The 25,968-nt window shown below is 48.6% G+C and carries 20 protein-coding genes; 19 read left to right on the top strand and 1 reads right to left on the bottom strand.

The genetic code is table 11. The features are described from left to right. The first annotated feature begins 166 nt into the window (after positions 1–166). The 16 genes from CS562_RS33150 (at position 167) to CS562_RS29695 (ending at position 21,936) form a co-directional block, all read left to right on the top strand. Positions 167–337, top strand: coding sequence for a hypothetical protein (locus CS562_RS33150; RefSeq protein ID WP_175380898.1), 171 nt, complete (start codon positions 167–169; stop codon positions 335–337). 170 nt (positions 338–507) lie between these two features. Beyond that, positions 508–1,896 (top strand): alpha-L-fucosidase, encoded by a 1,389-nt coding sequence (locus CS562_RS29765; protein ID WP_099859185.1) that lies wholly within the window; start codon positions 508–510, stop codon positions 1,894–1,896. A 142-nt stretch (positions 1,897–2,038) separates the two neighbouring features. Further along, entirely contained in the window at positions 2,039–2,905 is an 867-nt protein-coding gene (locus tag CS562_RS29760) for a sugar phosphate isomerase/epimerase family protein (RefSeq protein WP_099859159.1), read from the top strand. Between the two features lie 261 nt (positions 2,906–3,166). After that, positions 3,167–4,225, top strand: a complete 1,059-nt coding sequence (locus CS562_RS29755) for a Gfo/Idh/MocA family protein (protein ID WP_099859158.1) — start codon at positions 3,167–3,169, stop codon at positions 4,223–4,225. Positions 4,226–4,679: 454 nt separating this feature from the next. Next, positions 4,680–6,092 (top strand): alpha-L-fucosidase, encoded by a 1,413-nt coding sequence (locus CS562_RS29750; protein WP_099859157.1) that lies wholly within the window; start codon positions 4,680–4,682, stop codon positions 6,090–6,092. A gap of 313 nt (positions 6,093–6,405) precedes the next feature. Beyond that, positions 6,406–7,386, top strand: a complete 981-nt coding sequence (locus CS562_RS29745) for an ABC transporter permease (RefSeq protein ID WP_024629462.1) — start codon at positions 6,406–6,408, stop codon at positions 7,384–7,386. Between the two features lie 15 nt (positions 7,387–7,401). Then, entirely contained in the window at positions 7,402–8,310 is a 909-nt protein-coding gene (locus CS562_RS29740) for a carbohydrate ABC transporter permease (protein WP_246317897.1), read from the top strand. Positions 8,311–8,438: 128 nt separating this feature from the next. Continuing rightward, entirely contained in the window at positions 8,439–10,076 is a 1,638-nt protein-coding gene (locus CS562_RS29735; RefSeq protein ID WP_083679136.1) for an ABC transporter substrate-binding protein, read from the top strand. A gap of 196 nt (positions 10,077–10,272) precedes the next feature. Beyond that, positions 10,273–12,495 (top strand): helix-turn-helix domain-containing protein, encoded by a 2,223-nt coding sequence (locus tag CS562_RS29730; protein ID WP_175380900.1) that lies wholly within the window; start codon positions 10,273–10,275, stop codon positions 12,493–12,495. 44 nt (positions 12,496–12,539) lie between these two features. Continuing rightward, a complete protein-coding gene (locus CS562_RS29725; RefSeq protein WP_099859155.1) occupies positions 12,540–14,852 on the top strand; it encodes a glycoside hydrolase family 3 N-terminal domain-containing protein in 2,313 nt (770 codons plus the stop codon). Continuing rightward, positions 14,849–17,950 carry an alpha-mannosidase gene (locus CS562_RS29720; RefSeq protein ID WP_099859154.1) on the top strand — a complete coding sequence of 1,034 codons (3,102 nt, stop codon included), beginning with the start codon at positions 14,849–14,851 and terminating at the stop codon, positions 17,948–17,950. Before CS562_RS29725 ends, CS562_RS29720 begins: the two co-directional genes overlap by 4 nt. A 139-nt stretch (positions 17,951–18,089) precedes the next feature. After that, on the top strand, positions 18,090–18,965 hold the full coding sequence (locus tag CS562_RS29715; RefSeq protein WP_063566456.1) for a sugar phosphate isomerase/epimerase family protein: 876 nt from the start codon (positions 18,090–18,092) through the stop codon (positions 18,963–18,965). 12 nt (positions 18,966–18,977) lie between these two features. After that, a complete protein-coding gene (locus CS562_RS29710; protein WP_063566455.1) occupies positions 18,978–19,850 on the top strand; it encodes a sugar phosphate isomerase/epimerase family protein in 873 nt (290 codons plus the stop codon). Positions 19,851–20,065: 215 nt separating this feature from the next. Continuing rightward, positions 20,066–20,857 (top strand): carbohydrate-binding protein, encoded by a 792-nt coding sequence (locus tag CS562_RS29705; protein ID WP_099859153.1) that lies wholly within the window; start codon positions 20,066–20,068, stop codon positions 20,855–20,857. Positions 20,858–20,975: 118 nt separating this feature from the next. Next, positions 20,976–21,203 carry a hypothetical protein gene (locus CS562_RS29700; RefSeq protein WP_053782996.1) on the top strand — a complete coding sequence of 76 codons (228 nt, stop codon included), beginning with the start codon at positions 20,976–20,978 and terminating at the stop codon, positions 21,201–21,203. 301 nt (positions 21,204–21,504) lie between these two features. Next, positions 21,505–21,936 carry a VOC family protein gene (locus tag CS562_RS29695; RefSeq protein ID WP_076291950.1) on the top strand — a complete coding sequence of 144 codons (432 nt, stop codon included), beginning with the start codon at positions 21,505–21,507 and terminating at the stop codon, positions 21,934–21,936. A gap of 116 nt (positions 21,937–22,052) precedes the next feature. On the opposite strand, the gene CS562_RS29690 is transcribed toward CS562_RS29695, so the two are convergent. Continuing rightward, entirely contained in the window at positions 22,053–22,931 is an 879-nt protein-coding gene (locus tag CS562_RS29690) for a hypothetical protein (protein ID WP_076291949.1), read from the bottom strand. Between the two features lie 372 nt (positions 22,932–23,303). Between CS562_RS29690 and ytxJ the strand changes: the two genes are divergently transcribed. From ytxJ to kdpA, 3 genes are all read left to right on the top strand, one after another. Beyond that, positions 23,304–23,843, top strand: a complete 540-nt coding sequence (gene ytxJ / locus CS562_RS29685) for a bacillithiol system redox-active protein YtxJ (RefSeq protein WP_175380905.1) — start codon at positions 23,304–23,306, stop codon at positions 23,841–23,843. A 293-nt stretch (positions 23,844–24,136) separates the two neighbouring features. Beyond that, positions 24,137–24,214, top strand: a complete 78-nt coding sequence (locus tag CS562_RS33875) for a potassium-transporting ATPase subunit F (RefSeq protein ID WP_072735816.1) — start codon at positions 24,137–24,139, stop codon at positions 24,212–24,214. A 63-nt stretch (positions 24,215–24,277) separates the two neighbouring features. After that, a complete protein-coding gene (kdpA, locus tag CS562_RS29675) occupies positions 24,278–25,957 on the top strand; it encodes a potassium-transporting ATPase subunit KdpA (RefSeq protein ID WP_099859152.1) in 1,680 nt (559 codons plus the stop codon). The last annotated feature ends 11 nt before the right edge of the window (positions 25,958–25,968 follow it).

Raw genomic sequence — 25,968 nt, 5'->3', positions numbered from 1 at the left:
TCAAGAGAGAGGCACCCTTAGGGGTGTCTTTTTTGTGTATTGACGTTTCATTCATAACGTCTTAGACTGTTTATGAATAAAAACAATAACATTTTTATGATAACGAAAATAACAAATGTGATTACTCCAATGGCTAACCCATCATTTTCCGAAAGGAGACCCATTCATGAAGGTTATGGCGGCATGGTTTGTAGGCAAGCATGAAAAGGCAATGGATGTGTTGAGCAGGATGTGGGGAAAGCAGGAGGGTTCGTGGATCGTTCCGCTGAGATTGGTGAAGTCTTCGTGGAACAGGGATCGAATTGCAATCAGAAAGCTGACTTTCAACGACAGATGAACATAATTAAGGACCGCTGGAGATGCTGTGCTCTGTCGGTCCTTTATGGCATTTGACGGAAAGCGGACAGAGAACCAGCATGAGAGGAGAGGAATCCAGTAAATACAACCGATTGGGTGAAGGCAGCAGCACAGGTCGTGCCATCAGAACGTCAGCTGAAATGGCAGGAGATGGGGTTCTATGCATTTATTCATTTTACCATGAATACGTTTACAGATCAGGAGTGGGGAACCGGGAATGAAGATCCCGATATCTTTAACCCTTCTCATCTGAGTGCCCGGCAATGGGTTCAGGCGTGCAAATCTGCCGGTATGACCGGATTAATCCTCACATGCAAGCATCATGACGGGTTTTGTTTATGGCCAAGCCAGTACACGAATCATTCGGTAGCCGCCAGCCCTTGGCGAGATGGTGCGGGTGATCTGGTGAAAGAGGTTGCCGATGCCTGCCGTGAAGGCGGGTTGAAGTTCGGTATCTATCTGTCTCCTTGGGACCGTCATGAAGCATCCTACGGAGATTCAGAGCGATACAACGAATTTTTCAATAATCAGTTGCGTGAGCTGTTAACCCAATATGGTGAACTTTTCTGCGTATGGTTCGACGGAGCATGCGGAGAGGGGCCAAATGGGAAAAGGCAGATCTACGATTGGGATTCCTATTATGCACTGATCCGTGAGTTGCAGCCAGAGGCTGTAATCTCGGTATGTGGACCGGATGTTCGCTGGTGCGGCAATGAGGCAGGTCACACCCGGACTTCGGAATGGAGCGTCGTACCTGCCTACTTGCAAGATAATGAGAAGATCCAGGAGCAATCGCAGCGGGTGGATGATGGTGAGTTTGCCAGCAGAATTAATACACAGGATGCCGATTTGGGGAGTCGGGAAGTGATCCGGCAGCACGAGGGCAAGCTCATCTGGTATCCCGCAGAAGTGAACACATCCATCCGTCCGGGTTGGTTCTATCATGCGAGCGAGGACGATCAAGTCAAATCGCTGGAGGAACTGCTTAGCATCTATGATGGAGCGGTTGGGGGCAACGCTAATTTTCTACTAAACCTTCCACCAGATCGAAGCGGCCTTATTCACGAACAGGATGTTGAGCGGCTGCAGCAACTCGGAGACTTTTTGCGCAGTACTTATCGGCAAAGTTTGGCTGTTGGGGCGAGCATTCGCGCATCGGATACCATGGGTCAAGAACATGCCGCTACCCAGGTATTGCGTGAGGAATCGGATACTTTTTGGTGCCCATCTGAAGGAACTGAACTGGCTTGGCTGGAGGTAGAACTGCCGGAGGAAACGCGGTTCGACCGAGTCGTTCTCATGGAGCATATCCGTTTAGGTCAGCGAATTGAACGCTTTACGCTGGAGGCAAAGGAAGAGAGTGGTGATTGGCAGGAGCTGTATCGCGGTACGATTGTTGGTCACAAACGAATCTGTAGTTTCGAACCTTTTACCGCCAGAACCATTCGTCTGACCATTCATGAATCCAGATGGTATCCAACGTTGTCCTGGCTGGGTGTATATCTGAGCAAACAAGAGGTGCATGAAGCTGGCGATTGAGCCGTAACATTTGTAGATAAGCCGATTTTGGATTCATCCCATGGAAAATAGAGTAGCAAACGATTATTGGTAATTGTATGATCTTATGGAAAAAGGTATATGTAAGGTAGAGCCACACACCAGCAGGAGAGGATGAGAGGATATGAAAGTAGGACTCAGCACATACAGTCTGCAACAGGCACTGGATGCCAAGGAACTGACTGTACCCGACGCCATCCGTTACATCGCCGAGCAGGGCGGAGAACATGTGGAGATTGTTCCGATCGGGTACAGCCTGATCGACCAGCCGGAATTAATTGACCAGATTCGAGAGGCTGCGCAAGACGTGGGAATTGATATTTCCAATTACGCAATAGGTGCTAACTTCGTTACAGGAGAAGGCCCGGATGCACTTGGAAATGAGATTGCTACTGTTATGAAGCATGTAGATGTCGCTGCCGCACTTGGCGTTACGAGAATGCGCCATGATGTTGCGTTTCGTCCTGCACAGGAAGGTACTGTCGCCCAGTTTGAGGCCGATCTGCCTGTTCTGGTGAAGGCCTGTCAGCGAATTGCTGATTACGCTGCGAGTCACGGCATTACCACAAGTGTGGAGAATCATGGTTACTATGTGCAGTCCAGTGAGCGTGTCCGGCGGTTGGTGCATGAGACGGCACGTGAAAACTTCAGGACAACGTTGGATATCGGCAATTTCCTGTGTGTGGATGAAGACCCGGTTAGCGCTGTGAAAAACAACATTCCTTATGCATCCATGGTGCACGCCAAAGATTTCTATCGGAGACCTTCCTATCGCAATCCCGGAGAGGGCTGGTTCCAGACCGCACACGGCAATTACCTGCGCGGAGCGATTGTGGGCCATGGGGATATCGACATGCCGGAAGTATTCCGTGTGTTGAAGCAGTCCGGTTACGACGGATATATCTCTGTAGAGTTTGAAGGTATGGAAAATTGCAAAACAGCATCCCGAATCGCGATGGATAACGTCCGCCGCTTCTGGGAGGAAGCATAAACTGCTACTGTCCCACTATATAAGTGGAATCAATTTTTATATGTAAGGCTGAAGTAACAGGGGGGGAGTTTGGAACTGTAGGAGCGGTAGCGCCCGCCTTTGTCTGCGGATTTCAACTGCTGAGAGCGGTTGATACAAGAAATTTGTAGACAACAGCGGCCGAAAGTCCAAACATTCACCGTAGTTACGTTAAGCCGATTATCATATGTTTTGAATCAACTGATATGACCATCATTCAACTTATTATGGAGGGGAAAATCCATGTCCAAACTTAAAATTGCCGTTATCGGTGCAGGATCAATTTCCGATTTTCATTTACAAGCGTATGACAGTAATCCTGAAGTTGAAATATACGCCATATGCGACCTGAACGAGGCACGTGCCCAGGAAGCGGCGAAAAAATATAACGCTACTCATGTATTCACGGATTATAAGGAGCTCCTGGCACTACCTGAAATCCATTCGGTCAGCATATGTACCTGGAATGATACACATGCCGAGATCAGCATTGCAGCTCTGGATGCGGGGAAAAACGTACTTTGCGAGAAGCCGCTCTGTCAGACGGTAGAAGATGCGTTAGAGGTAGAGAAGGCTGTTCACCGCAGTGGAAAGCTGCTTCAGGTTGGCTTTGTACGCCGCTATAGCGACAATGCGCAGATTCTGAAGAAGTTCATTGATGAAGGCGAGCTTGGAGAGATCTATTATGCCAAGGCATCCTGTCTGCGGCGTTTGGGCAATCCGGGCGGATGGTTTGCAGATGTGGACCGTTCTGGCGGCGGTCCGTTGATCGATATTGGCGTTCATATTATTGATATCTCCTGGTATCTGATGGGCAAACCGAAAGTGAAAACCGTGTCTGCGAATGTCTCCAATCGATTAGGTAACCGTGCCAATATCCGTAATCTATCGTTCTACCAGGCTGCGGATTATGATGCGAACAAAAACACCGTGGAGGATATGGCCAACGCACTGATTCGTTTCGAGAACGGGGCAAGCCTGCTGGTGGATGTAAGCTTCACACTGCACGCGAAGCAGGATGAAACTTCGGTCAGACTCTATGGCGATAAAGGTGGCGCTGAACTGGAACCGGAAATTTCACTGATCGGTGAGAAATTCGATACCATTTTGAACATGACGCCACAGGTGGATTTCAAATCCCTTGATTTCGCAGGTTCTTTCCGTAATGAAGTCAATCATTTTATCGACAGTGCCCAAGGGCGCAAAGAGACGCTAAGCCCCGTTGAGGATGGCGTTGAAATCATGAAAATCCTCTGTGCCATCTACGAGTCCGCACGAGAAGGACGCGAGATTTCACTGTAGATATGCTGTTTCGATCCGAAAATGGCAACACCGCTCGAAGTAGTGAGGTCTAACAAGTCTATACTTGTTGAACCAAACATTTCGCCAAAACGGACTTAGAACCAATCTGAAGAATGCACTGCTATCGAAATGACTGGGCTAAATATGTCTTTCTTAGTTGAACGAAACATTTACACAATAACGGAGAGGGCAGAACGAATNATGCACTGCTATCGAAATGACTGGGCTAAATATGTCTTTCTTAGTTGAACGAAACATTTACACAATAACGGAGAGGGCAGAACGAATCTGAAGAAGCGAAGCGCTCGCCTTTATCCCCGGATTTTCCCCTTAGGAAAGGGAATCAAAAAAATCTGGGGATAACAGCGATCCGAAGATTGTTGTGACCGCGCAGTGGTCCAGTGTAATGCTATTTATTCAGCGTATGACATCCAATCCAAAGGAGATGAACGGGATGAGCGAAACCAAAGATACGGTGCTGGAACAGGAAGAGCAGGTGGTCGAAGCCGGGGTGCACAACTTTAGCAAAGAAGAGGAATGGGTGAAGCCTGAAGATCCATTGCTGAATGAACGCCTGGAGTGGTTCAAGGATCAGAAGCTGGGGCTGATGATGCATTGGGGGCCCTATTCTCAGCTTGGACTCGTGGAGTCCTGGGCGCTAAGTGACGAGGATGGCGATTGGTCACGCGATGATATCGACTGGACTGACGACATGGAGCATTTCAAGCAAGAATACTTTGATCTCAACAAAACCTTCAATCCGATTCGCTTTCAGCCTGAAGAGTGGGCACAGATGGCCGCTGATAATGGGTTCAAATATTTCCTGTTCACCACCAAACATCATGATGGTTTCTGCATGTGGGATACACATACCACCGATTATCGCATCACGGGCAAAGATACTCCTTTTCATACCCATAAGTATGCGGATATTTGTCGGGCGCTTTTTGACGCTTTTCGTGCCAAGGGGCTCGGGATCTCGGCTTACTTCTCCAAAGCGGACTGGCATACGCCATATTACTGGACACCTGGCATGGAGCGGGGAAGCCATATGTGGCGTGGACCATCCTATGATCCGAAAGCGTATCCATGGCTGTGGGAGAAATTCGTGGAGTTCACGCATGAGCAAATTATGGAGCTGCTGACCAACTATGGACGAATCGAATGTCTATGGCTGGATGCAGGCTGGGTACGTGAAGGCCGTCACGGTCAGGATATCCGATTGGGCGAAGTGGTGGAGCGGGCACGTCAGACAACTCAGCCGTGGCTCCTCGCAGCAGATCGCACAGTAGGCGGACCGTATGAGAATATCGTAACTCCGGAACAGACCATCCCTGAGCATCCAATGAATATTCCTTGGGAGAGCTGTATCACGGTGGGCAATTCCTTTGCGTTTGGATATGATGATCAGTACAAGTCAGCAAGACAGCTGGCACATATACTGCTTGAGGTAGTATCCAAGGGTGGTAACCTAGCGCTGAATGTTGGACCACAACCGGACGGGCGTCTTCCAAAGGGGGCAGTACGAAGTATTAAAGCCCTCGGAGAATGGATCGGTACTCACGGTGAGGGCATCTATGGCACGCGAATTTGCGGACCATACTTCACAGGAGATTGGGCCTTTACACGTAAGGAAGATCTCAACGTATCGTATGCCTTCCGTTTGTATAGAAACGAGAACGAAGCAGTACAATCACAGGTAGTCATTCCATATGTGGAAAAGGTGGAGCGAATTGAACTCGTCGGCACAGACGATGTGCTGTCATTCCAACGGACGGAAGATGGACTTGTTGTAGAGTTGCCACAAGCGGCAGTTACGGAAGTAGCACCTATCACGCTGACGTTCAGATTGTTCACAAACCAATAAACCTACATTTCAAATCCCGAGGGGCTTCTACAGTCCTTCGGGATTTTTTGGGTTGATGATTTTTGCGATATACCTGTGCTAAAGGACGATTTCCCCTTGTCCAGCAAGGGTTTTGGGAATAAGGAGAGGTGGGAGAAAATTGCAAATTGATAAAAGAACACTGCTCAAGGTACTATCGATTTAAGAAAGCGTTACCTGACATTATTACTCACACGGATGACGCTAATACAGAAAAATGAGTCAAAGAAAAGGATGTTTAAGGGATGTAAATGTAATGTATTATTACACTTAAGGTGTAGAAGGAGTGACGCGAATGAGTCGAGCTACGGAAAGCATACCTGCACCGGTGGAGCTCCAGCAAGGAAGAAATTACGCAGAACCCAAGCGACAGCATCCATTTATCAGAAGCCTCAAGAAGCATTGGGAGCTGTATCTACTGGTGCTTCCTCCCGTATTGTATCTGTTGATCTTCAAGTACATTCCAATGGTTGGTGTACAGATTGCCTTCAAAGACTTCAGTGTCGTTAAAGGAATCTGGGGCAGCCCTTGGGTTGGACTGAAACACTTTGAAGCCTTTTTCGAATCCCCGAACTTCTGGCTGCTGATCAAAAATACGATTGGGATCAGTTTCTACTCGTTACTCGCCGGATTTCCCATTCCGATCCTGCTGGCGCTTGCGCTGAATGAGATCCGAACAGGATACTTTAAAAAGACCGTCCAGATGGTCACGTACGCTCCGCATTTTATCTCCACAGTCGTCATGGTATCCATTATCATTCTGATGCTGTCACCGCATGTGGGTGTTGTAGACAAGCTATTTACCTTCCTGGGTTTCCCGATGACCAACTTTATGGGCATTCCCGAATACTTCAAATCCATCTATGTGTGGTCGGGTGTATGGCAGGGCATGGGCTATTCATCGATCATTTATATCGCGGCTCTCGCTGGCGTTGATCCATCCCTCTATGAGGCAGCGAAGATGGACGGCGCTTCAAGGCTTCGTAAAATCTGGCATATCGACCTTCCAACGCTCGTACCAGTCACCGTCATCATGCTGATTCTTAGCTTGGGCAGCATTATGGGCGTGGGCTTTGAAAAAATATATCTAATGCAGAATCCGCTTAACACGAGCGCTTCAGAAGTCATCTCGACGTATGTGTACAAGGTCGGTCTGATTGGGGCCAACTTCAGCTTCTCCTCGGCGGTAGGATTGTTCAACTCCGTGATCAACCTGATCCTGCTGGTTATCGTCAACGGCATTTCCCGCAAAGTATCCCAGAACAGCTTGTGGTAAAGGAGGAGCTCATCCATGTTCAACCTGATGAATCGTAACCGGATCAAGGACCCGCTCGGTGACCGTATCTTCATGACATTCAACTATATCTTTCTGTTCGCTATACTTCTAACGGTGTTTTACCCGCTCTTGTATATCATCAGTTCTTCATTCAGCTCCTCGCGTGCCGTTACATCCGGTCAGGTGTGGCTGTACCCGGTAGACTTTAACATTAAGGCCTACATCTCTATTTTCAAAAGCCAACAGCTCATGCTCGGTTTCTACAACACGATCATCTATACCGTTGTAGGCACATTTATCAATGTGGCGCTAACGGTCATGCTCGCCTATCCGCTATCGCGCAAGTCGTTTTACGGACGAGGTGCCATTATTATTTTCATGATGATCACGATGTTCTTTGATGGCGGTCTGATTCCAACGTATCTCTTGATGAAAGACCTTCATCTGCTGGATACACGCTGGGCGATGTGGCTGCCAGGGGCGCTCGCAGTGTTCCAGGTTATCGTAGCGAGAACCTTCTTCCAGTCTTCCATCCCGGAAGAGCTGGGGGAGGCGGCGGAAATGGACGGATGCCGGGACATCCGGTATTTGATCAGCGTAGTTCTTCCGTTATCAAAACCGATTCTGGCGGTCATGACCCTGATGTATGCGGTGGGCCACTGGAATGCGTACTTTGATGCCCTGATTTATCTTCGTTCCGAGAAGTTGTTCCCGCTCCAATATGTGCTGCGCAATCTGCTAATTCTTAACGCGGCAGACCCAGCAATGTTGGCCAATACGAGCCAGCAGCTAAGAGATCAGGGGTTCGAACAGGTCCTGAAATACGCACTGATCGTAGTTGCCAGCATTCCTATTCTCATCATGTACCCGTTTGTGCAGAAGCATTTTGTTAAAGGGGTTATGGTTGGCTCGCTCAAAGGATGATCTTTGTCATCTGCTTCCGTTACGCCACTTGAAAGGAGGTGGGGGAACACTCCGGCTTTCGGGATAAGGTTTAACACGAGTACGTAATCAGAATGTTATGCCGTTTTCAACAAAAAGGAGGAGTCAGATTGAAAAAATCTTGGATTTCGATGTTGTTTCTGGTCTTTGCTTCGATGGCTTTGTTGTCCGCATGTGGTTCATCCGAGGATGCGGGTACAGGGAGCGACGGTAGCGGGGAGAGCGGTGGCCCGGTAACGATGACCTTCTTTGCCCCACAAGGTAAAGCGTCCATGGAAGAAAATGAGTTCACCAAATTTATCGAAGACAAGTTCGATGTTACCCTGAAATGGGATCTGGCCCCGACGGACGCTCTGCAAGACCGCAGACAGTTGCTGCTGGCGAGTGGCGATTATCCTGAAGTGTTCCTCCATGGCAAGTTCACGACCTCAGACCTTCAAACGTACGGAAAACAGGGCGTGTTCCTCCCGCTGCAGGATCTGATCAAGCAGTACGGTCCGAATCTGACCAAGATGATGGAGGAGAAGCCGTACTTCAAAGAAGCGGTAACTGCGCCGGATGGCAACATCTACGCTCTGCCGATTTTCAATGAATGTTACCACTGTACGTACGCTCAGAAATACTGGATTAACACCGAGTGGCTGGACAATCTGGGTCTCAAAATGCCTACCACGACCGATGAACTTTACACGGTTCTGAAGGCATTCAAGGAACAAGACCCGAATGGCAATGGCAAAGCCGATGAGATTCCACTCACCGGTGCACCCAACAAGTACGTATGGAATGGCAACATCGATGCCTATTTGATGAACAGCTTTATCTATAATGACAACGATAAATATTTGATTGTGAATGATGGAAAGGTTGACTTTGCAGCGAACAAGGAAGAGTGGAAAAAAGGGCTGGAATACATGCATAAGCTGTATTCAGAAGGCCTGATTGATCCGGCTTCCTTCACACAGAACGATCAGGCAATCGGGCAGTTGGGTAACAAGGAAGGGGATGAGGTGGTCGGCTCTATAACGACAGCGCTGGTCAGCTACCTTGTGAACACGTATGACAAAGATATCACCCGCCACCAGCACTGGGACATCGTGCCTCCACTGAAAGGGCCGGATGGTGTGCAGACGACAGGCGCTACGCAAAGCGTAGGTGAGTTCGAGTTCGCCATCACCAATAAAGCGACCGAAGCACAACAGATCGCAGCGATCAAAATTGTAGATTACATGTTCAGTGAAGAAGGTGCCCTGTATGCAGAGTACGGTCCGACAGAAGGAAAGGGCTGGAAGAAGGCGGATGCCGATGAGAAAAACATCAATGGTGAGCCTGCCAAATACAGCTACTATAACCTGCCTGAGCGTGACCCAAATGTTGTAGTCAACGAGAGTTGGTCACAGATCGGAGCACATGACTTGTCCAATACGTTCCGCAATCTGTTTGCAGAAGGTCAGAATCCACTGGAAGCGGAGGGTTACGGTACACGTCTGGCGCAAGCAACCAATGTATATGAACCTTATGCGCCAAAAGAAGTCTATCCTGCGAACGTATTTATCCGTCCTGAAGATACAGAAACCGCTGCGCAGCTCACGACGGCCGTTAAGGATTACGTGATGACCAATATGGCTCAATTCATTATCGGCAGCAAGAGCATCGATAAGGAATGGGACGCGTACGTAAAAGGTTTTGATGGTCTGGGACTCAGCAATTACCTTGAGATTTACCAGCGTGCGATTGAGAAGAATCAATAAAGATTAATGGTTTCTTGAATGAGGCTGTCCCGATGTCAACACAGAAATCGGGATGGTCTTCTCCTTTTGACAACCCCACTTCATCCGATATAATTTACTGAATATTTATGGAAAATTAGCGACCAGATTGGCGCGGTTGTCATTCCAGCTTATGCAAAATGCTCATACGTATAAACAGTGGTGGGGGGCCTCGGAGATGAACAACAGTTGGTTTAGACGTTTGCTGCTATCGTATTTGCCTGTTTTTTTTATCGTGACCACAATCCTGTTTATCATTTTCTTTCAGGTATTCAATGAACAGAACCGGAGAGAAGCACTCAAGGCCAATGAATTTCTGGCGTCACAGGTAACGCAATATTTGGACAATTCACTACGTTCCATCGACTTCAAGGTGCTGCGTGATATTTTGACCAATCCCAACCTGAAAAATTATTATTCGGTAACCGGAAGCAAAGATGTGTATGCCGGAATTCAAGCAGTCCAGGTTATTGATGAATTAAAAATAGAGTATCCACTGATTGATTCCATATATCTGGTGAGATACAACGATGATACGGTATTCAGCAACGGCAAGGCGGTGCCGATTGAGGAATTCCCGGATGCAGCGTTTATTAAAGACAGTCGTGCTGCGGCAACGCAAAAGTGGGTGGGGGCGAGATCCTTTAAGGCATTTCCAACCGAGGAAGGAAAACAGGTCATTACACTCATTCGCGGTGTCGGAAACGGCACGGGCCTTGTCGTTGTTAACGTCGATCTGCCGACCTTGCAGAAATCCATCATGCAGATGTATGACCCTGAGTTCACCTTCGTGAATATCTTCAATCGCTCGGGTGGCAATCTGTGGGACGGAGCAATGCAGGGTGGAATTACAGCAGTTTCTCCCAAAACAGACTCAGGTGAAGTATTCTCCGAGTTTACATCCAGCTACAGTGGCTGGAAGGTACAGACGGGGCTGAACAATGGCAAGATCGTCAAATTTGCCCTGAAGTTTTATAATATCTGGTTTGTTTTTGCCGTTGCCGTTGTCCTGATTGGTGTGGTGTGGGTGATCTATGTAACACGTAGAAATTACAAGCCCATCCAGCAGATTGTCACGTTGATTGAGACGGTGGCTTCGCAGAAACAGCCAGGGGCGGGTTATACGAAGGATAACGAGTTTCGTTTTATCCAGACTACGCTGGAGCGAATGATTGATCAAACCAAGCAATATCAGGAGGAGCATGAAGAGAACCTGATTTTGCAGAAGAAATACTTCTTTCAGGAGCTGCTGGAGGGTACGCGGGACTTTACCGGCAATGAACTGACAGCGGAGATGAGCAGGTTCAAGCTCCCGCAGTTAGAGGATCGATGGGCTGTAATGGTGGTGGAGATCGATCAGTATTCCCGATTCATGGAGGAGTACCACAATCAGGATCAATCCCTCCTGAAATTCGTGTTATCCAGCATTCTACAGGAGAGTGCAAGGCACGAGGGCACCGAAGTGTGGGCTGAGTGGATATCGGATCAGCGTCTGTATGCCATACTCTGGATTCCCGAAATGGAGAAAGGTGAGGAGACCGAGCAGAGACTGCTCTCCGGTTATCTTGACAGGGTTGGGCAGTATTTGAACTTCACCGTAACCATCGGTATTGGAAGAGTCGCAGTGGATGTCCGTGGTCTGAGAGCTTCGCTGAAGGAGGCGGTGCATGCCTTGGAATACAAGGCTGTGCTCGGCATGAATCGTATCATTCCATGTGGGGAGGTACCGAACTCAACGAATGATGTGTATGAATTCCTGAAGACGATCTCTTTGCTGGTACAGGCGATGCGACTCTCGGAAGATGTGTGGGAGAAGCATTTTGACCGCTTATTCGAACAGATCCATGAATCCGTGCTCTCCCGCCAGGAGATTATGAATACGGTCCAATTGCTGTTCCAGCACTATAACCGGGAGTTCGCAGAACTTCCACGAGAGTATCAGGAGCGATGGGCATCTGTATTTACACCACTTCTTCCTAGGTTGGAAGGTTGGGAGACGTTGGATGATTTACGCGCGCTGTGCTGGGAAGGTTTCCGTGAGCTGGCTGATGAGATGCAGACGCTTCATTGCTCCAGAAAACATCGATCTCATATTCTTGAAATTCGCAAGTATATTGAACAGAACTACAACAACCCCGAGCTGTCACTAAATTATCTAAGTGATCTATTTGATATCAATCCGAAATATTTAAGTAAGCTATTTAAGGACGAGATTGGTGAGAAGTTCGTGGATCTTCTGATTAGTCACCGTATTGAGAAGGCGAAACAGCTCATGCTGGAGACGGATAAGGCCATTCAGGAGATCAGTGAGGAAGTTGGGTATACGAATTACAATTCCTTCAATCGGGCGTTCAAGAATGTGGTGGGTGTTGCGCCTAGCGACTATCGAAAAGCCATGTGAGCCCATGCACCAGACTAAGCCGAACTCATAAGGAGAATATGCATATGGACTATAAAGATGCATCGCTTTCCGTTCAGGAGCGGACCCAAGATCTGCTCGGGCGGATGACCACGGAGGAGAAGATAGGGCAGCTGATCCAGCCGATGGGGTGGAAGACTTATGTTAAGGAAGCAGATGGTACGGTTCAGGTTACGGATGAGTTTAAAAAGGAAATCGCAGATGGTGGGATTGGGTCTTTATATGGAACACTTCGTGCTGATCCCTGGACGGAAGTGACGCTGGAGACTGGCCTGACGCCTAGGCAGGGAGCTGTTGCCACCAATGAAATCCAGCGGTATGCCATGGAGAACTCCCGGCTGGGCATTCCCATTTTGTTCGGGGAAGAGTGTTCTCACGGGCATATGGCCATTGGGGCAACTGTATTCCCGGTGCCGTTAGCAGTAGGAAGTGCTTGGAACACGGAATTGTACCGCAAGATGTGTGAAGCGATTGCTGTGGAGACTCGGAGCCAGGGAGGAGCGGCAACATATTCGCCTGTGCTTGATGTAGTACGGGACCCGAGATGGGGACGGACGGAGGAATGTTTTGCCGAAGATCCATACCTGATCGGTGAATTGGCGGTTGAAGCGATAAAAGGTTTACAGGGTGACCGGCTCGATTCTAATCGGACGATTGTGGCGACACTCAAACATTTTGCAGCCTATGGCAGCTCGGAGGGTGGGCGCAATGCTGCTCCGGTGCATATGGGACTACGAGAGCTGCACGAGGTGGATCTGCTGCCGTTCAAGAAAGCAGTGGAAGCCGGAGCATGTTCTGTCATGACAGCGTATAACGAGATTGATGGTGTGCCTTGTACGTCGAGTTCATATCTGCTGAATGATCTCCTACGCGTGCAATTGGGTTTTGACGGATTTGTCATTACTGACTTTGGTGCAATTCAGATGCTTGTCAATGGACACAACACCGCGGAGAACGGGGAGCAGGCCGTTGCTCAGTCGCTTAAGGCAGGGGTGGACATGGAAATGTCCGGGTACATGTACCGCAAGCATCTCGGGCAGGCCCTGTCGCAAGGATTGATTGAAGAGAAGGATCTGGATACGGCGGTAAGGCGGGTGCTGGAGATGAAGTTCAGACTGGGCTTATTCGAACAACCTTTCGTTGATCCTGACTTTGCAGAGCAGGTGATCGGATGTGAAGAACATATTCAGCTGGCGAGAAAAGTCGCGCAGGAGGGAATCATTTTACTCAAAAATGAAGACAACACCCTTCCGCTCGGTAAAACAGGTACAAAACTGGCGGTCATTGGACCGAATGCAAACCACGTCTACAACCAGCTTGGCGACTACACCTCGCCGCAGCCGAGAGGACAGATCGTTACGGTGCTGGATGGGATTACGCGCAAGCTTGGTGCTGACACCGGAAAGGTGCTGTACGCACCGGGCTGCCGGATCAAAGGGGATTCCAGAGAGGGCTTTGCGCAAGCGCTCGCCTGTGCTGAAGAAGCAGATACTGTCATTATGGTGATGGGAGGGTCAAGTAGTCGGGATTTTGGCGAAGGGACCATTGATCTGCGGACGGGGGCATCCGTTGTTACGGATGATCCATGGAACGATATGGAATGCGGTGAAGGGATAGACCGATCGTCTCTGAACCTGATGGGTGTTCAACTGGAACTGGTGCAAGAAGTACATAAGCTGGGGAAACCGGTTATTGTCGTATATATTAACGGAAGGCCCATTGCCGAACCATGGATTGATGAGCATGCCCATGCCATTGTGGAAGCATGGTACCCCGGGCAGGAGGGGGGCAACGCCATTGCAGATATTCTGTTCGGTGATGTGAATCCATCTGGTCGTCTTACCATCTCCATTCCCAAGCATGTAGGTCAGCTTCCGGTCAACTACAATGCCAAACGTACCCGGGGCAAGCGATATTTGGAGACCGATCTGGTACCACAATATCCGTTCGGTTTTGGGCTTAGTTATACAGAATTCAAGTACGAGAATGTAAGAGTTGTACCCGAAGTGATTGGACCAGACGATGAAGCAGAGGTGCAGGTGGAGGTCACAAATACGGGAGCGGTTGCGGGAAATGAGGTTGTACAGCTGTATATTACGGACGTATCGGCTTCGGTCACCCGTTCCGAAATTTCACTGAAGGGATTTCGTAAAATCCATCTAGAGCCGGGACAGACCCAGACGGTGACGTTCCCTGTGCAAAAAGAACATCTAGAGCTGATCGATTCCCGTCTTCAGCCTGTTGTGGAGCCGGGTGAATTCAGACTGATGGTTGGTAGCAGCTCCAGAGACTGGACTGCTTGTAGTTTACACATCCAGAAGGTGGGGGTGGAGGTATGATTCGAATTCAGAGATTCATTCAGGATCTGACTCAGCAGCAATGGAGGGATACTATTGAACTTCCAGAGTGGCAGATGCAGAAAGCCAAGTATATCCGGCCAGGGGAATATGAGTATGAACAGAAGAATGCGACTGTTCAAAGCTTGAATCCACTCCATAGTAACCATGGAACGACTTATTTTCTGAGCAAAACCGTAGAGATTCCGGCCAATTGGGAGGAAGATGTGGTCGGATTGATCTTCGAGGCCAGGGGTGAAGGGCTGCTGAAGGTGAATGGCGTGCCTTATCACGGACTGGACCGCAATCATGGGTATGTACCGTTACCGAAGAGCCGTGTGGGAACTACGCCATTGCTGGAGATTGAACTATATGATCCCATACCGGAACCACATGACCCCTTGAATCGACAGGCGGTCATCCAGCCGCCAATTCAGGGCATCCGAGCCGCTTTGGTTCGTGTTAATTCGCCTTTACAGAGTCTAATGTATAGCATTACGGTACTTTCAGAATCACTCCGAACATTGCCGGAGAAAGACTTAAAGCGCACCCGTCTTATTCGGGATGTTCATCAGGTGATGGATAAGATGTACAACGAGCCAGAGCGCTGGAGTGAAGCGGCGTGGGTGCAGCATTGGGAAGAATGGCTCGCACAGTCGGTGCAGGAGGAAGACCCGGAAGAGTATCGAGACGGATTCATGCATTTGGTTGGGCAATCCCATATCGATATTGCCTGGCTGTGGCCTGTGCGTGAGACTGTGCGCAAGTCCAGCCGCACCTTCTCCACGATGTGTACTTTGATGGATGAGTATCCGGAGTTCGTGTATTCGCAGAGTCAACCACAGCTGTATGCATTCGTGAAAGAGCACTATCCTGAGCTGTACGAACGAATCAAAACCCGAATTGCCGAAGGCCGCTGGGAACTGGTTGGTGGCATGTGGGTCGAGCCGGATTTAAATATTCCGAGTGGCGAGTCGCTTGTGCGTCAGATCCTGTACGGGCAGAACTTTTATCAGGAGGAGTTCGGCAAGCGTTCAAACATCGAGTGGCTTCCTGACACTTTTGGCTACTGTGCTTCGCTGCCACAACTGCTCAAGCTGGCTGACATTCCTTATTTTATGACCACCAAGCTCAATTGGAATGATACCAACGTTTTCCCGTATGATCTGTTCCATTGGGTAGGTATTGACGGCACCTCGGTGCTTGCGTATCTCAATCACGGAGTGAATGAGCATACCCGGCCCAAGGATGTGGATGAGCACTGGCAATCCTACAAGCAGAAGGATGTACACCCCGAGCAAATGCTGCTATATGGGCATGGCGATGGTGGAGGCGGGGTAACGAACGAAATGGTCGCGTTCGCAGAGAGATCCCATTTCATGGTTGGGCAGCCCATCAACAATTTCAGTACAGCAGGCGCGTTTTTCGAAGAAATTTCGAACAACAATCCTAAGCTGCCCAAATGGCATGGCGACTTATATCTGGAACTGCATCGTGGAACCTATACAACTCATGCACGCAACAAACGGAGCAATCGCAAAGCAGAGGTGTTGTATCGGGAAGCTGAAATCTGGGGGCAGTTTGCCGGAGTTGAAGCAGCACAGGCGAAAAGTGATCTGGATGAAGGCTGGAAGCTGATCATGCTGAATCAATTCCATGATATTATCCCGGGCACGTCCATTCCCGAAGTATACGTAACATCAATGGAAGAGTATAAGAAAGTATTCGCTACGGGGACATCGGCTATGAATGGTGCCCTTAGCAATATTGAGGACCGAATTGCGACAGATGGCTTCGACGGTCTGCCCTATGTTGTACTTAATAGCCTAGGCTGGGAGCGGGGAGAAGTTGTTACGATTACAGGCGACGAGAAACTGAGCGGTTTAGCAGCGTTTGACCATCGGGGTAATCGTCTGCCGAGTGACCTGGAGGCAAATGGAGACGTGCTGACCTTGTCAGTCTATGTCCCATCCATTCCGGCCTTTGGGTATGCCACGATATGGCTACGCCAGGCACCGGATGCCAATCTTCCTGCATTGAAACAGGATGAATCTTTCCCTTCTGTCTGGGAAACGGACTTTTACACGCTTGAATTTAACGATGTAGGAGAGATCATCAGATGGTATGACAAAACCATGCAACGGGAGTGGCTGAAACCGAGCGATAAAGCGAATGAGTTACAGTTTTTCCATGACAGGCCAACGTATTGGGATGCTTGGGATATTGATCCGCGGTTTGAATCGCAGCGAGCAGGAGTGGCAGAGCTGATCTCCAGAGAAGTAGTACAGCGTGGAGTAACGCAGGATATCCTTCGGTTTCACTGGAAGTTAAACGAGTCGGAGATTCACCAGGATATTATCCTGTATCGTCATCAACGACGTGTTGATTTCAAGACAAAGGTGAACTGGGCGGAGAGCCATAAGCTGCTCGAAGTGGCTTTTCCCGTTGATTTGGTATCAGCGAAAGCAACCTATGAAATTCCGTTTGGTGCGCTGGAGCGTCCTACTCATAACAACACCAGCTGGGAGCAAGCCCAGTTTGAAGTGTGTGGTCACCGCTGGGCGGATATCTCCGAGGGCAACAGTGGTGTAAGCCTGCTGAACGATTGTAAATACGGATATGACATCAAGGATCAGATGATCCGTCTTTCCCTGCTCCGTGCTCCTAAATGGCCGGATGAACATGCTGACCAGGGTGAGCATGAATTCACGTATTCCCTGCTGCCGCATCAGGGAGATTGGCGGAAAGCGGGTGTGGTACGACGTGCGATGGAACTGAACCACCCGGTTCGGGTTGTTGCGAGTGAGCGACACTCTGGTACATTGCCGGCAGAGCACAGATGGGTTCATTTCCATAGTGAACATGTCATTCTGGATACAATCAAGGCTTCCGAGGATGGCACGGGAACGATACTTCGTTTCTATGAGTCATCTGGTGGAAGAGAAACAGTTCAGGTTCAATGGGCTGACGCGCGTATACAGACGTCTGTAGTCAATCTGTTGGAGGATGAAATCATGCCACTAGCTTGTCATGAAGGGAAGTTTGAGCTGACGTTCAAGCCATATGAAATTCAAACCGTGAAGTTGGTCTCAGCAGATTAGTTTCAGGAAACCGGATAAGAAATGATCGGAGAAAAAGGAGTGACCGGGTAGGGGTCGAAAATTGTATAGAGCATTCCGTCCATCATGAAGGCTCACCAGGAATGAAAAATCAAATACCGATTTAACGGGAGGGTATGGCATGAAATTAACAAACAAGATTGGCGTTATCGTGGATAGCTTCGGTGTAGGTGTACGTGAAGGATTAAGCAAAGCGAAGGATGTAGGTGCAGAAGGCGTACAGATCTATGCAGTCCATGGAGAGATGGACCCTGAGAACCTCTCTCCGACAGCTCGCAAGGAGTTAAGAAGTTATATCGATTCTCTTGGTCTTGAAATTTCTGCCCTGGTTGGCGATTTGGGCGGTCACGGGTTCCAGGTCAAGGAAGATAATCCGTGGAAAGTAGAGAAGTCCAAGCGCATCGTGGATCTTGCTCTGGATCTAGGTACAAATATCGTCACAACACATATCGGTATTGTTCCGCACGATCCCTCCTCCGAAGTGTATGCCACACTGCATGCCGCATGTGAGGAACTGGGCCAATATGCCAAAAGCGCAGGAGCCTACTTCGCGATTGAGACGGGACCAGAAACGGCAGCAGACCTGAAAGGGTTTCTGGATACCCTGTCGACTAACGGAGTTTCGGTGAATTTTGACCCGGCAAACATGGTGATGGTTACCGGAGATGACCCTGCACGAGGTGTTCATCTGCTCAAGGATTATATTGTGCATACCCATGTGAAAGATGGTGTGCGCCTGAAGGAAGTAGACCCGAGGGACGTATACGGTGCAGTGGGATATGCGCCTATGGATCATGAGAAAATTGCCGAAATGGTCTCTTCCGGAACATTCTTCCGTGAGGTACCGCTGGGCGAGGGCAGTGTGGATTTTGACGCATACTTTGCAGCCCTTCGGGATATTGGCTACAAAGGTTATCTGACGATTGAACGCGAGGTAGGCGACCAGCCGGAACAGGACATTCGCAAAGCGGTTAAATTTATCCAACAATACCGATAGGGAGCTGAGCAGATGAAAGTGGGCCTGAGTACGTATAGCTTGTTGAACGATCTGAATTCGGGTGAAATGACGGTTCTGGATATCATCGACTGGATTGCCGCAAATGGTGGCGAGCATATGGAGATGGTTCCGTATGGCTACACCGTGGAGGACAATCCTGATCTCGCCGACGCCATTCGGGAGCGGGCTGCTTCTGCGGGTATTGAGCTGTCCAACTATTCGATGCCTGCGAATTTCGTGCAGGAGACGGAAGAAGCTTTTGAAGAAGAGATAGCTCGGGTCAAAAGACATGTCGATGTTGTACACCGGATGGGTGTAAAGCATATGCGTCATGACGTAACGGCGTTTACTTTGCCTAAGGAGAAAATGACCATTGCCTGGTTTGAGGAAAATTTGCCGCTGATGGTGAAGGGAAGCCAGATCATTGCTGATTATGCTGCACAGTTTGGCATTACAACAACCATTGAGAATCACGGCTTCAGTGTGCAGGCCAGTGACCGTGTGCAGCGTGTGCTTCATGCCGTAGATCGTCCCAACTTCAAAACGACACTCGATATCGGCAACTTCATGTGCGTGGATGAGAATCCGATTATCGGGGTCATGAAAAATCTGCCGTACGCTTCTCTGGTTCACTTCAAGGACTTTTATTTCCGCCCTTATGATGAGCATCCGGGTGAAGGGGAATGGTTCACAACCGCTTACGGCAACTTCCTGCGCGGTGCCATTGTGGGGCAAGGGGATATTCCAATCCGCAAAATTGTGAGGCTGATTAAAGACTCCGGTTATGATGGTAACATTACGATTGAGTTTGAGGGCATGGAGGAATGTAAATCTGCATCCAAAATCGCCATGAGCAACCTGCGCCGATTCTGGGAAGAGGCTTAAGACAATCATTTAGTTTTTACATCGTGGGGCCACTTTAAGGAAGTGGCTCTTTTTGCACTTCTTATGTTGGGAAATATACTCGTCTTTGTATTAAATAAGTCATTATTTAGGGGTGCCTAGTCCCGTGATTATGATAAAGTATAATAAAGAGAAGCGCTTTCATATTTTCGGATCAAGAAATTTATAAATAATATCAATTGAAATGGAGAATGTAGATGACGAACTTATCGCTCGAAATTCAAAATGTGGACGGTGTGGTGCTCGAAACGCGGACGGACAGTGAACAAGTAAATCTTGTGTACAGACAGGCCTATGAATCAGGGGACAGCATCATTCTAAGAAGCTCTGATGTAAACGTATATCTGATCATCCAGCTGGAGGATTCCATGAATCCGGCTTTCGTTTATTTAACAGGTGAGGAGTATCGTTATGTCATTCCTTTTGAAGAGAAACGAGTGTCTTATTCACCAAAGTCATTTACGGGTGACAGGCATGTTCTAAGTGCTCGGTTGGCTACACGGGAAGAGATTGAGGCATATAAAAATGTAGCGCTGAATCCGTATGATCAGCATGGAAACGAAAGCTGTTTTCCTCATGCTTCCGCCAACGTGGAGACCCGTGGAGAGTCTGTATTTGCAGCACGTAACGCCATCAATGGCAACAGCGCCAATGATTCACATGGCGAGTGGCCATACGAATCTTGGGGGATCAACCAGCGGGCTGATGCTGCCATTACAGTCAACTTTGGACGTACGGTGTCTATCGACAAAGTAGTCCTGACCTTGCGTGCAGATTTTCCCCACGATAACTTCTGGGAGCGGGTTACTCTTACCTTTTCCGATGGCAGCTCCGAGCAGGCCAGTTTGATCCAAACTCATAAACCACAAACGATCGAAATTCAGTCGAAGGACGTGGAATGGGTAACGTTAAGCGAACTGATCAAGTCGTCAGATCCCTCTCCATTCCCGGCATTAAGTCAGTTCGAGGTGTTTGGTCGCGAAGCCTAAATTCATTAACATTAATTGGTTCTCGATAAGGATTAAGTTACGATCATCACAAGTATGGTATAATGGATCTATTCAGCCTGGAAAATGACTGGCTATGGATAGGGGAGATCACTGATCTATGCAGGTATTCGAGGACTGGAACCAGAAAGTGAAGAAAACGTTTAATGCTACGAATCCCGAGGTTGTATTGACGGTATCTGAAGCAGGGAGTTTGCTCGGTCTGACCAAAGATCAGATGAAACTTTATGTAGACAAGAATAAACTAACTAAGGTCCCGATCATGAGAAGTGTTCACCGATACCTCTTGTTGAAAAGTGAAATAGATAGCATCGTAAAAACGCGCTAACCTCATAGGATCGACCGCAGCCATTTTACCGACAGGATTCGGGAGAGTGGTTTTTTTTTTTTGCGAAGACACCGAGGATAAAATAAGGATTACAGGACAATCCTACCAATGGATGAACTTTGGGTCCCAGCACCACTGGGAGTTAAATGAAGAGTGGTCAGGGCCTCTTTGGAGAGAGGGCCTTGTTCTTAGAGATGCTTATGGAAATACCTTCTTGTCAATGGACAACCTATTCGTATATACTCTTGTCGCAAGTGGCAGGAATGGTTCAATTACATGATATCAAGGAGATGAAGCACGAATGGCAATTAGCTTGAATGTGTACCTTGTAACAGATGGTAACGGACGTGAAGCAGTGGAATTTTATAAAAAGGCATTTGGAGCGGAAGTGCTGGCACTCCAGACATTTGGCGATGGTCCTTCCAACCCAGATCACCCCGTACCTCCCGAAGCGAAAGACCGCATCATGCATGCTTCCTTGCAGATTGGAAGTTCTGTATTGATGTTATCCGATACATTCCCTGGTATGCCTTATATTGTGGGTAATCATGTGAATGTCACGGTAAACACAGATACTGCCGATGAAGCCAAAGCAATTTTCAACCAGCTGCAAGACGGTGGCGAAGTGAAAATGCCGATCCAGGAAACATTTTGGAGTCCAGCCTACGGTATGGTTATCGATAAATTTGGCGTTCAGTTCCAGATCAGCTGTGTCGCAGCTAACCATCAGTAAATTGAGAGTAGTGTCTCTGCCATATAGGTAAAGCAAAAAAACCTCCAAGACATGAGCAACGTGTCTGGAGGTTTTTTGTGACTCCTGCAAGGAGTATATACTTGCTAATCTGAAAATTAGACCTCTTTCTGAATTTTGGATGGGTTATTGATCTTGTAAGGAACAGGATTTCTGGTCAGTTTCTTCTTGATAATCTTTGCTTCAAAAGTAAGCACATCACCAACCTCAAGCTCCTGCTTCTTGATCGTGGCACTGTGACTGGACCAGGCTTCGCCAACGTCGATAACTTCGGGCTCGGTGATCGTAACGGCTTCATAGATAATGACTTCATCATCATTGTCGGAGAAGTGGTTCGGCACGGTCGTAAATTCCTTTACAACAGCGGACATTTTCACTTTACCCTCCGGCAGATCAATCTTGATCGATTTGGCTTTACCTGCGGTTTTTGCCTTTGGTTTAGCAGCGCTGCTTGTGGCCCCGTTTGCGGGTCCAACATACTCTTCCACCAGACCATCAGGGTCGCCTTTTAGTTCGGAGGAGGTATCATCGTCATCCGTGTCCACATCCAGTTCGGAATCAAAGTCACTCATACCGGATGGAATCTTATCCGAATAGGCAGCAACAGGATCTTGTGCAGCATCAGAGCTAGGGATCTCTTCTAAGTTGGTTGTAACGACTGGTTCATTAGATTTGTCTTTTGCCGTGCCTGCTCCAACCGAACTTTTTACATTATAGCTGGACGCCTGCATTTCTTTCAGATAAGAAGGATGAATACAGTGTTTCTGATCATTGTCCAATTGAATGACTGCTGCCATATGATCGACAAAGCCAATGATGGTGCAAGGCATATTCAACCCATTCCCTTTATAATAGAACGTTTTGACCTTCGTTGCTTTTTCCGAAAGCAAGCCCCATTCCTGGCACTTCTCAATCAACTCGTCTTCGTTCTCCAAAGCGGTATAATACTGCGGTTCGATCATAAAAGCATATGCCATAACGAATTTCCGCCTTTCCCATCAGTTCTTCATGTTCATCGTTGCCAAATTACACTCAGTGTATCACAAAAGTGGACCCTTCGATGAGGAATATAAAAGCGCCTGAATAGGCGCCTATGGTATAATTTTCGGTAGACAACGGGTGGGCATTACCATAATGAAGTCATAAACAAAAACCCACCGTTAAACCAGGTTGAACGCCTGTGGTGGGATTTGCTCTGCATCTGAACAGACGCGCGCCGTGAGAGGATTTTACCTCTCCATGTTGTCTATTCTTATGTTACCATAGGCATTTTATACAGGCAAATGAGTGACTGTTCCTACATTAAAGTTAATATTTTTTTATAAATATCTTCAAGGAGGATGATCTCCATGGGCACAAAAGTGAATCCTCAAACTCTATGGCTTGGGGTAGGTATTGCCATTGGAACGAGTATTGGTGTGGCAACAAACCAGATCGCCCTGGGGGTTGCCTTTGGTGTGGCATTGGGCGTCGTGGTTGGATCTGTCGTTAGCAAACGTGCAGGCTCGGGGCTGGATGATATGCTGAGTGAACATGTCAAGGAATTGTATAAGCAGGAGGAATGGGAAGAGGTACTTGAGCGGTCCCAGGATCATCCGGTGCTACTTCTGAAACACAGTACGACTTGTCCAGTCAGTGCGAGAGCATACAGGGAGTTTATGGCCTTTGTGGGCTCGAATGCATCAGATCCCGCACAAAAGATGGAGTACCGGATCGTCAAAGTCATCGAAAGCCGCTCGCTTTCCCGCCGCATTGCGGAAGATACCGAGGTTCACCATGAATCGCCTCAAGTCCTGCTGCTGGACGGTGGCCAAGTTATTCAACATACGTCACACGGGAAAATTACCCGGAAGAGACTGCTGCAATGGGCCCAGAATCCGTTTGGATAAAGGGCACCCAACATACATAGACCCGTTTCCTTCAGCTGATCGCTGAGGGGAACGGGTCTTTTTTACGCTTTTTTTACACCCTGGCGGGTATTTCTTTACCCCCTTTTTACAGCGTTTCGTATTACGATTTCATATGTAGAAGGTTGCAAGAACGGTAGAGAGAGGGAGGGGAGCACATGGTGAATGATGCAACGATAATTGGGCTGGTTGTGCTGTTGTTTGTGGTGTTCTGGGGATTTGTGAAATTTTGTGAGAAAGCATGATTGTATAGGGCGTGAAAGGGGAGAAGCCGTATGATCGTCATCGGCATGATTGTGCTCGCACTGGTAGTCTATCTTGGTTACGTGCTAGTGAGGCCGGAGAAATTCTGATGGTTGCTTGGGGCACGAAACCAGAAGCACTCGGATCGTCGATTTTAGGGAGGAAATGCGGATATGAGTAGCGGTTTATTACAAGTGGCGGTGACGCTGCTGATCATCATACTACTGGTGAAGCCAGTGGGGAGTTATCTGGTGAAGGTGTTTGACGGCAAACGAACAGGACTGGATCGGATATTTGGTGGGCCTGAGCGATTGCTGTATCGATTGATGGGGGTGAAGGAGAACGAGTCGATGGGTTGGAAAAAGTACCTGTCAGCCGTACTCATCTCAAACTTCGTCATGCTGTTATTGATGTTTCTGGTGCTGCGGCTGCAAAAGTATTTGCCGCTCAACCCGGATGGCATTGGCAATATGCCTGCGGCACAGGCCTTTAATACAGCTGCATCGTTCATGACCAACACGAACTGGCAGTCTTACACGGGCGAGAACGCACTGTCGTATCTATCACAGATGCTGGCCGTGACGTTTCCGATGTTCACCTCAGCGGCTACAGGCTTCGCGGTCGCTATTGCATTCATTCGCGGCCTGGTAGGCCGCCGGGATGAACTGGGGAACTTCTACGTCGACGTGGTACGGTCGATTACGAGAATCTTTTTGCCGCTGAGCTTCATTGTGGCGTTGTTCCTCGTATTCCAGGGTGTGCCGCAGACACTGGCGGGAGCGGTGAACGCAACCACACTGGACGGGGCACAGCAGACGATTAGCCGCGGGTTGGTCGCTTCGCTGGAGTCGATCAAACACTTGGGTACCAATGGTGGAGGCTGGTTCGGAACCAATGCCGCGCATCCATTTGAGAACCCCACAGCGTTGTCAAACCTGGTGCATATCGTCTGCATGATGCTGCTTCCTACTGCGTTGGTTTACGCCTTCGGCATCATGGTGAACAACCGGAAGCAGGGCTGGACGCTGTTTGCGGCCATGAGTTTACTTTTCCTCGTAATGTTGACCACGGTATTTGTTTCGGAATATCGCGGTGTGCCAGCGCTGGATACGGTGGGAATCCAAGGTAATATGGAAGGCAAGGAAGTCAGGTTTGGAGTATCCGAATCGGCGCTTTTCACAGCGGTGACTACAGCAGCCACAACCGGGTCGGTGAACAATATGCATGAGTCGCTCACCCCGCTTGGTGGCATGGTTGCACTGGCTGAGATGATGCTCAACAACGTATTCGGCGGTAAAGGGGTAGGTTTGCTCAACGGATTGCTCTATGTGATTCTGGCTGTATTTATCTGTGGGTTGATGGTTGGGCGGACTCCTGAATTTCTTGGTAAAAAAATTGAGGGTAAGGAAGTGAAGCTCGCATCTATCGCGCTGCTTGTTCATCCTTTGATTATTCTGGCTCCGACCGCGCTGGCGCTCATGAGTCCTGAATCTGTCGCTTCAATTTCGAATTCAGGCATGCATGGTCTGACCGAGGTGTTATATGCCTTCGCATCCGGGGCTGCCAATAATGGATCGGCGTTTGCCGGACTGAATGCCAATACGGACTTTTACAACATCGCTATTGGTGTGGTGATGCTGCTTGGAAGATACATTTCCATGATCGCGATGCTGGCCATTGCGGGATCACTGGCCAACAAACGAGTGGTTCCCGTAACAACGGGTACACTGCGTACACACACGCCTCTTTTTGCAGGCATTCTGGTGATGATGATTGTGGTAGTTGGAGCGTTGACGTTCTTCCCATCACTGGCGCTTGGACCGATTGCAGAACATTTGGCGATGATCCGATGATGGACGGTACG

The sequence above is a fragment of the Paenibacillus sp. LK1 genome (genome assembly GCF_002750415.1).
GTDB lineage: Bacteria > Bacillota > Bacilli > Paenibacillales > Paenibacillaceae > Paenibacillus > Paenibacillus taichungensis.
Note: the sequence above shows the minus strand (reverse complement) of the source record. Positions and strands in the feature narration are given on the sequence as shown.

Bases quoted from the DNA above. Each gene is read 5' to 3' on its own strand.
- CS562_RS29740 (WP_246317897.1), top strand. From the start codon at position 7,402: ATGTTCAACCTGATGAATCGTAACCGGATCAAGGACCCGCTCGGTGAC.
- CS562_RS29720 (WP_099859154.1), top strand. From the start codon at position 14,849: ATGATTCGAATTCAGAGATTCATTCAGGATCTGACTCAGCAGCAATGG.
- CS562_RS29730 (WP_175380900.1), top strand. From the start codon at position 10,273: ATGAACAACAGTTGGTTTAGACGTTTGCTGCTATCGTATTTGCCTGTT.
- CS562_RS29700 (WP_053782996.1), top strand. From the start codon at position 20,976: ATGCAGGTATTCGAGGACTGGAACCAGAAAGTGAAGAAAACGTTTAAT.
- CS562_RS29755 (WP_099859158.1), top strand. From the start codon at position 3,167: ATGTCCAAACTTAAAATTGCCGTTATCGGTGCAGGATCAATTTCCGAT.
- CS562_RS33875 (WP_072735816.1), top strand. From the start codon at position 24,137: ATGATCGTCATCGGCATGATTGTGCTCGCACTGGTAGTCTATCTTGGT.
- CS562_RS29765 (WP_099859185.1), top strand. From the start codon at position 508: ATGGGGTTCTATGCATTTATTCATTTTACCATGAATACGTTTACAGAT.
- kdpA (WP_099859152.1), top strand. From the start codon at position 24,278: ATGAGTAGCGGTTTATTACAAGTGGCGGTGACGCTGCTGATCATCATA.
- CS562_RS29750 (WP_099859157.1), top strand. From the start codon at position 4,680: ATGAGCGAAACCAAAGATACGGTGCTGGAACAGGAAGAGCAGGTGGTC.
- CS562_RS29715 (WP_063566456.1), top strand. From the start codon at position 18,090: ATGAAATTAACAAACAAGATTGGCGTTATCGTGGATAGCTTCGGTGTA.
- CS562_RS29690 (WP_076291949.1), bottom strand. From the start codon at position 22,931: ATGGCATATGCTTTTATGATCGAACCGCAGTATTATACCGCTTTGGAG.
- CS562_RS29760 (WP_099859159.1), top strand. From the start codon at position 2,039: ATGAAAGTAGGACTCAGCACATACAGTCTGCAACAGGCACTGGATGCC.
- CS562_RS29745 (WP_024629462.1), top strand. From the start codon at position 6,406: ATGAGTCGAGCTACGGAAAGCATACCTGCACCGGTGGAGCTCCAGCAA.
- CS562_RS29725 (WP_099859155.1), top strand. From the start codon at position 12,540: ATGGACTATAAAGATGCATCGCTTTCCGTTCAGGAGCGGACCCAAGAT.
- ytxJ (WP_175380905.1), top strand. From the start codon at position 23,304: ATGGGCACAAAAGTGAATCCTCAAACTCTATGGCTTGGGGTAGGTATT.
- CS562_RS33150 (WP_175380898.1), top strand. From the start codon at position 167: ATGAAGGTTATGGCGGCATGGTTTGTAGGCAAGCATGAAAAGGCAATG.
- CS562_RS29695 (WP_076291950.1), top strand. From the start codon at position 21,505: ATGGCAATTAGCTTGAATGTGTACCTTGTAACAGATGGTAACGGACGT.
- CS562_RS29705 (WP_099859153.1), top strand. From the start codon at position 20,066: ATGACGAACTTATCGCTCGAAATTCAAAATGTGGACGGTGTGGTGCTC.
- CS562_RS29710 (WP_063566455.1), top strand. From the start codon at position 18,978: ATGAAAGTGGGCCTGAGTACGTATAGCTTGTTGAACGATCTGAATTCG.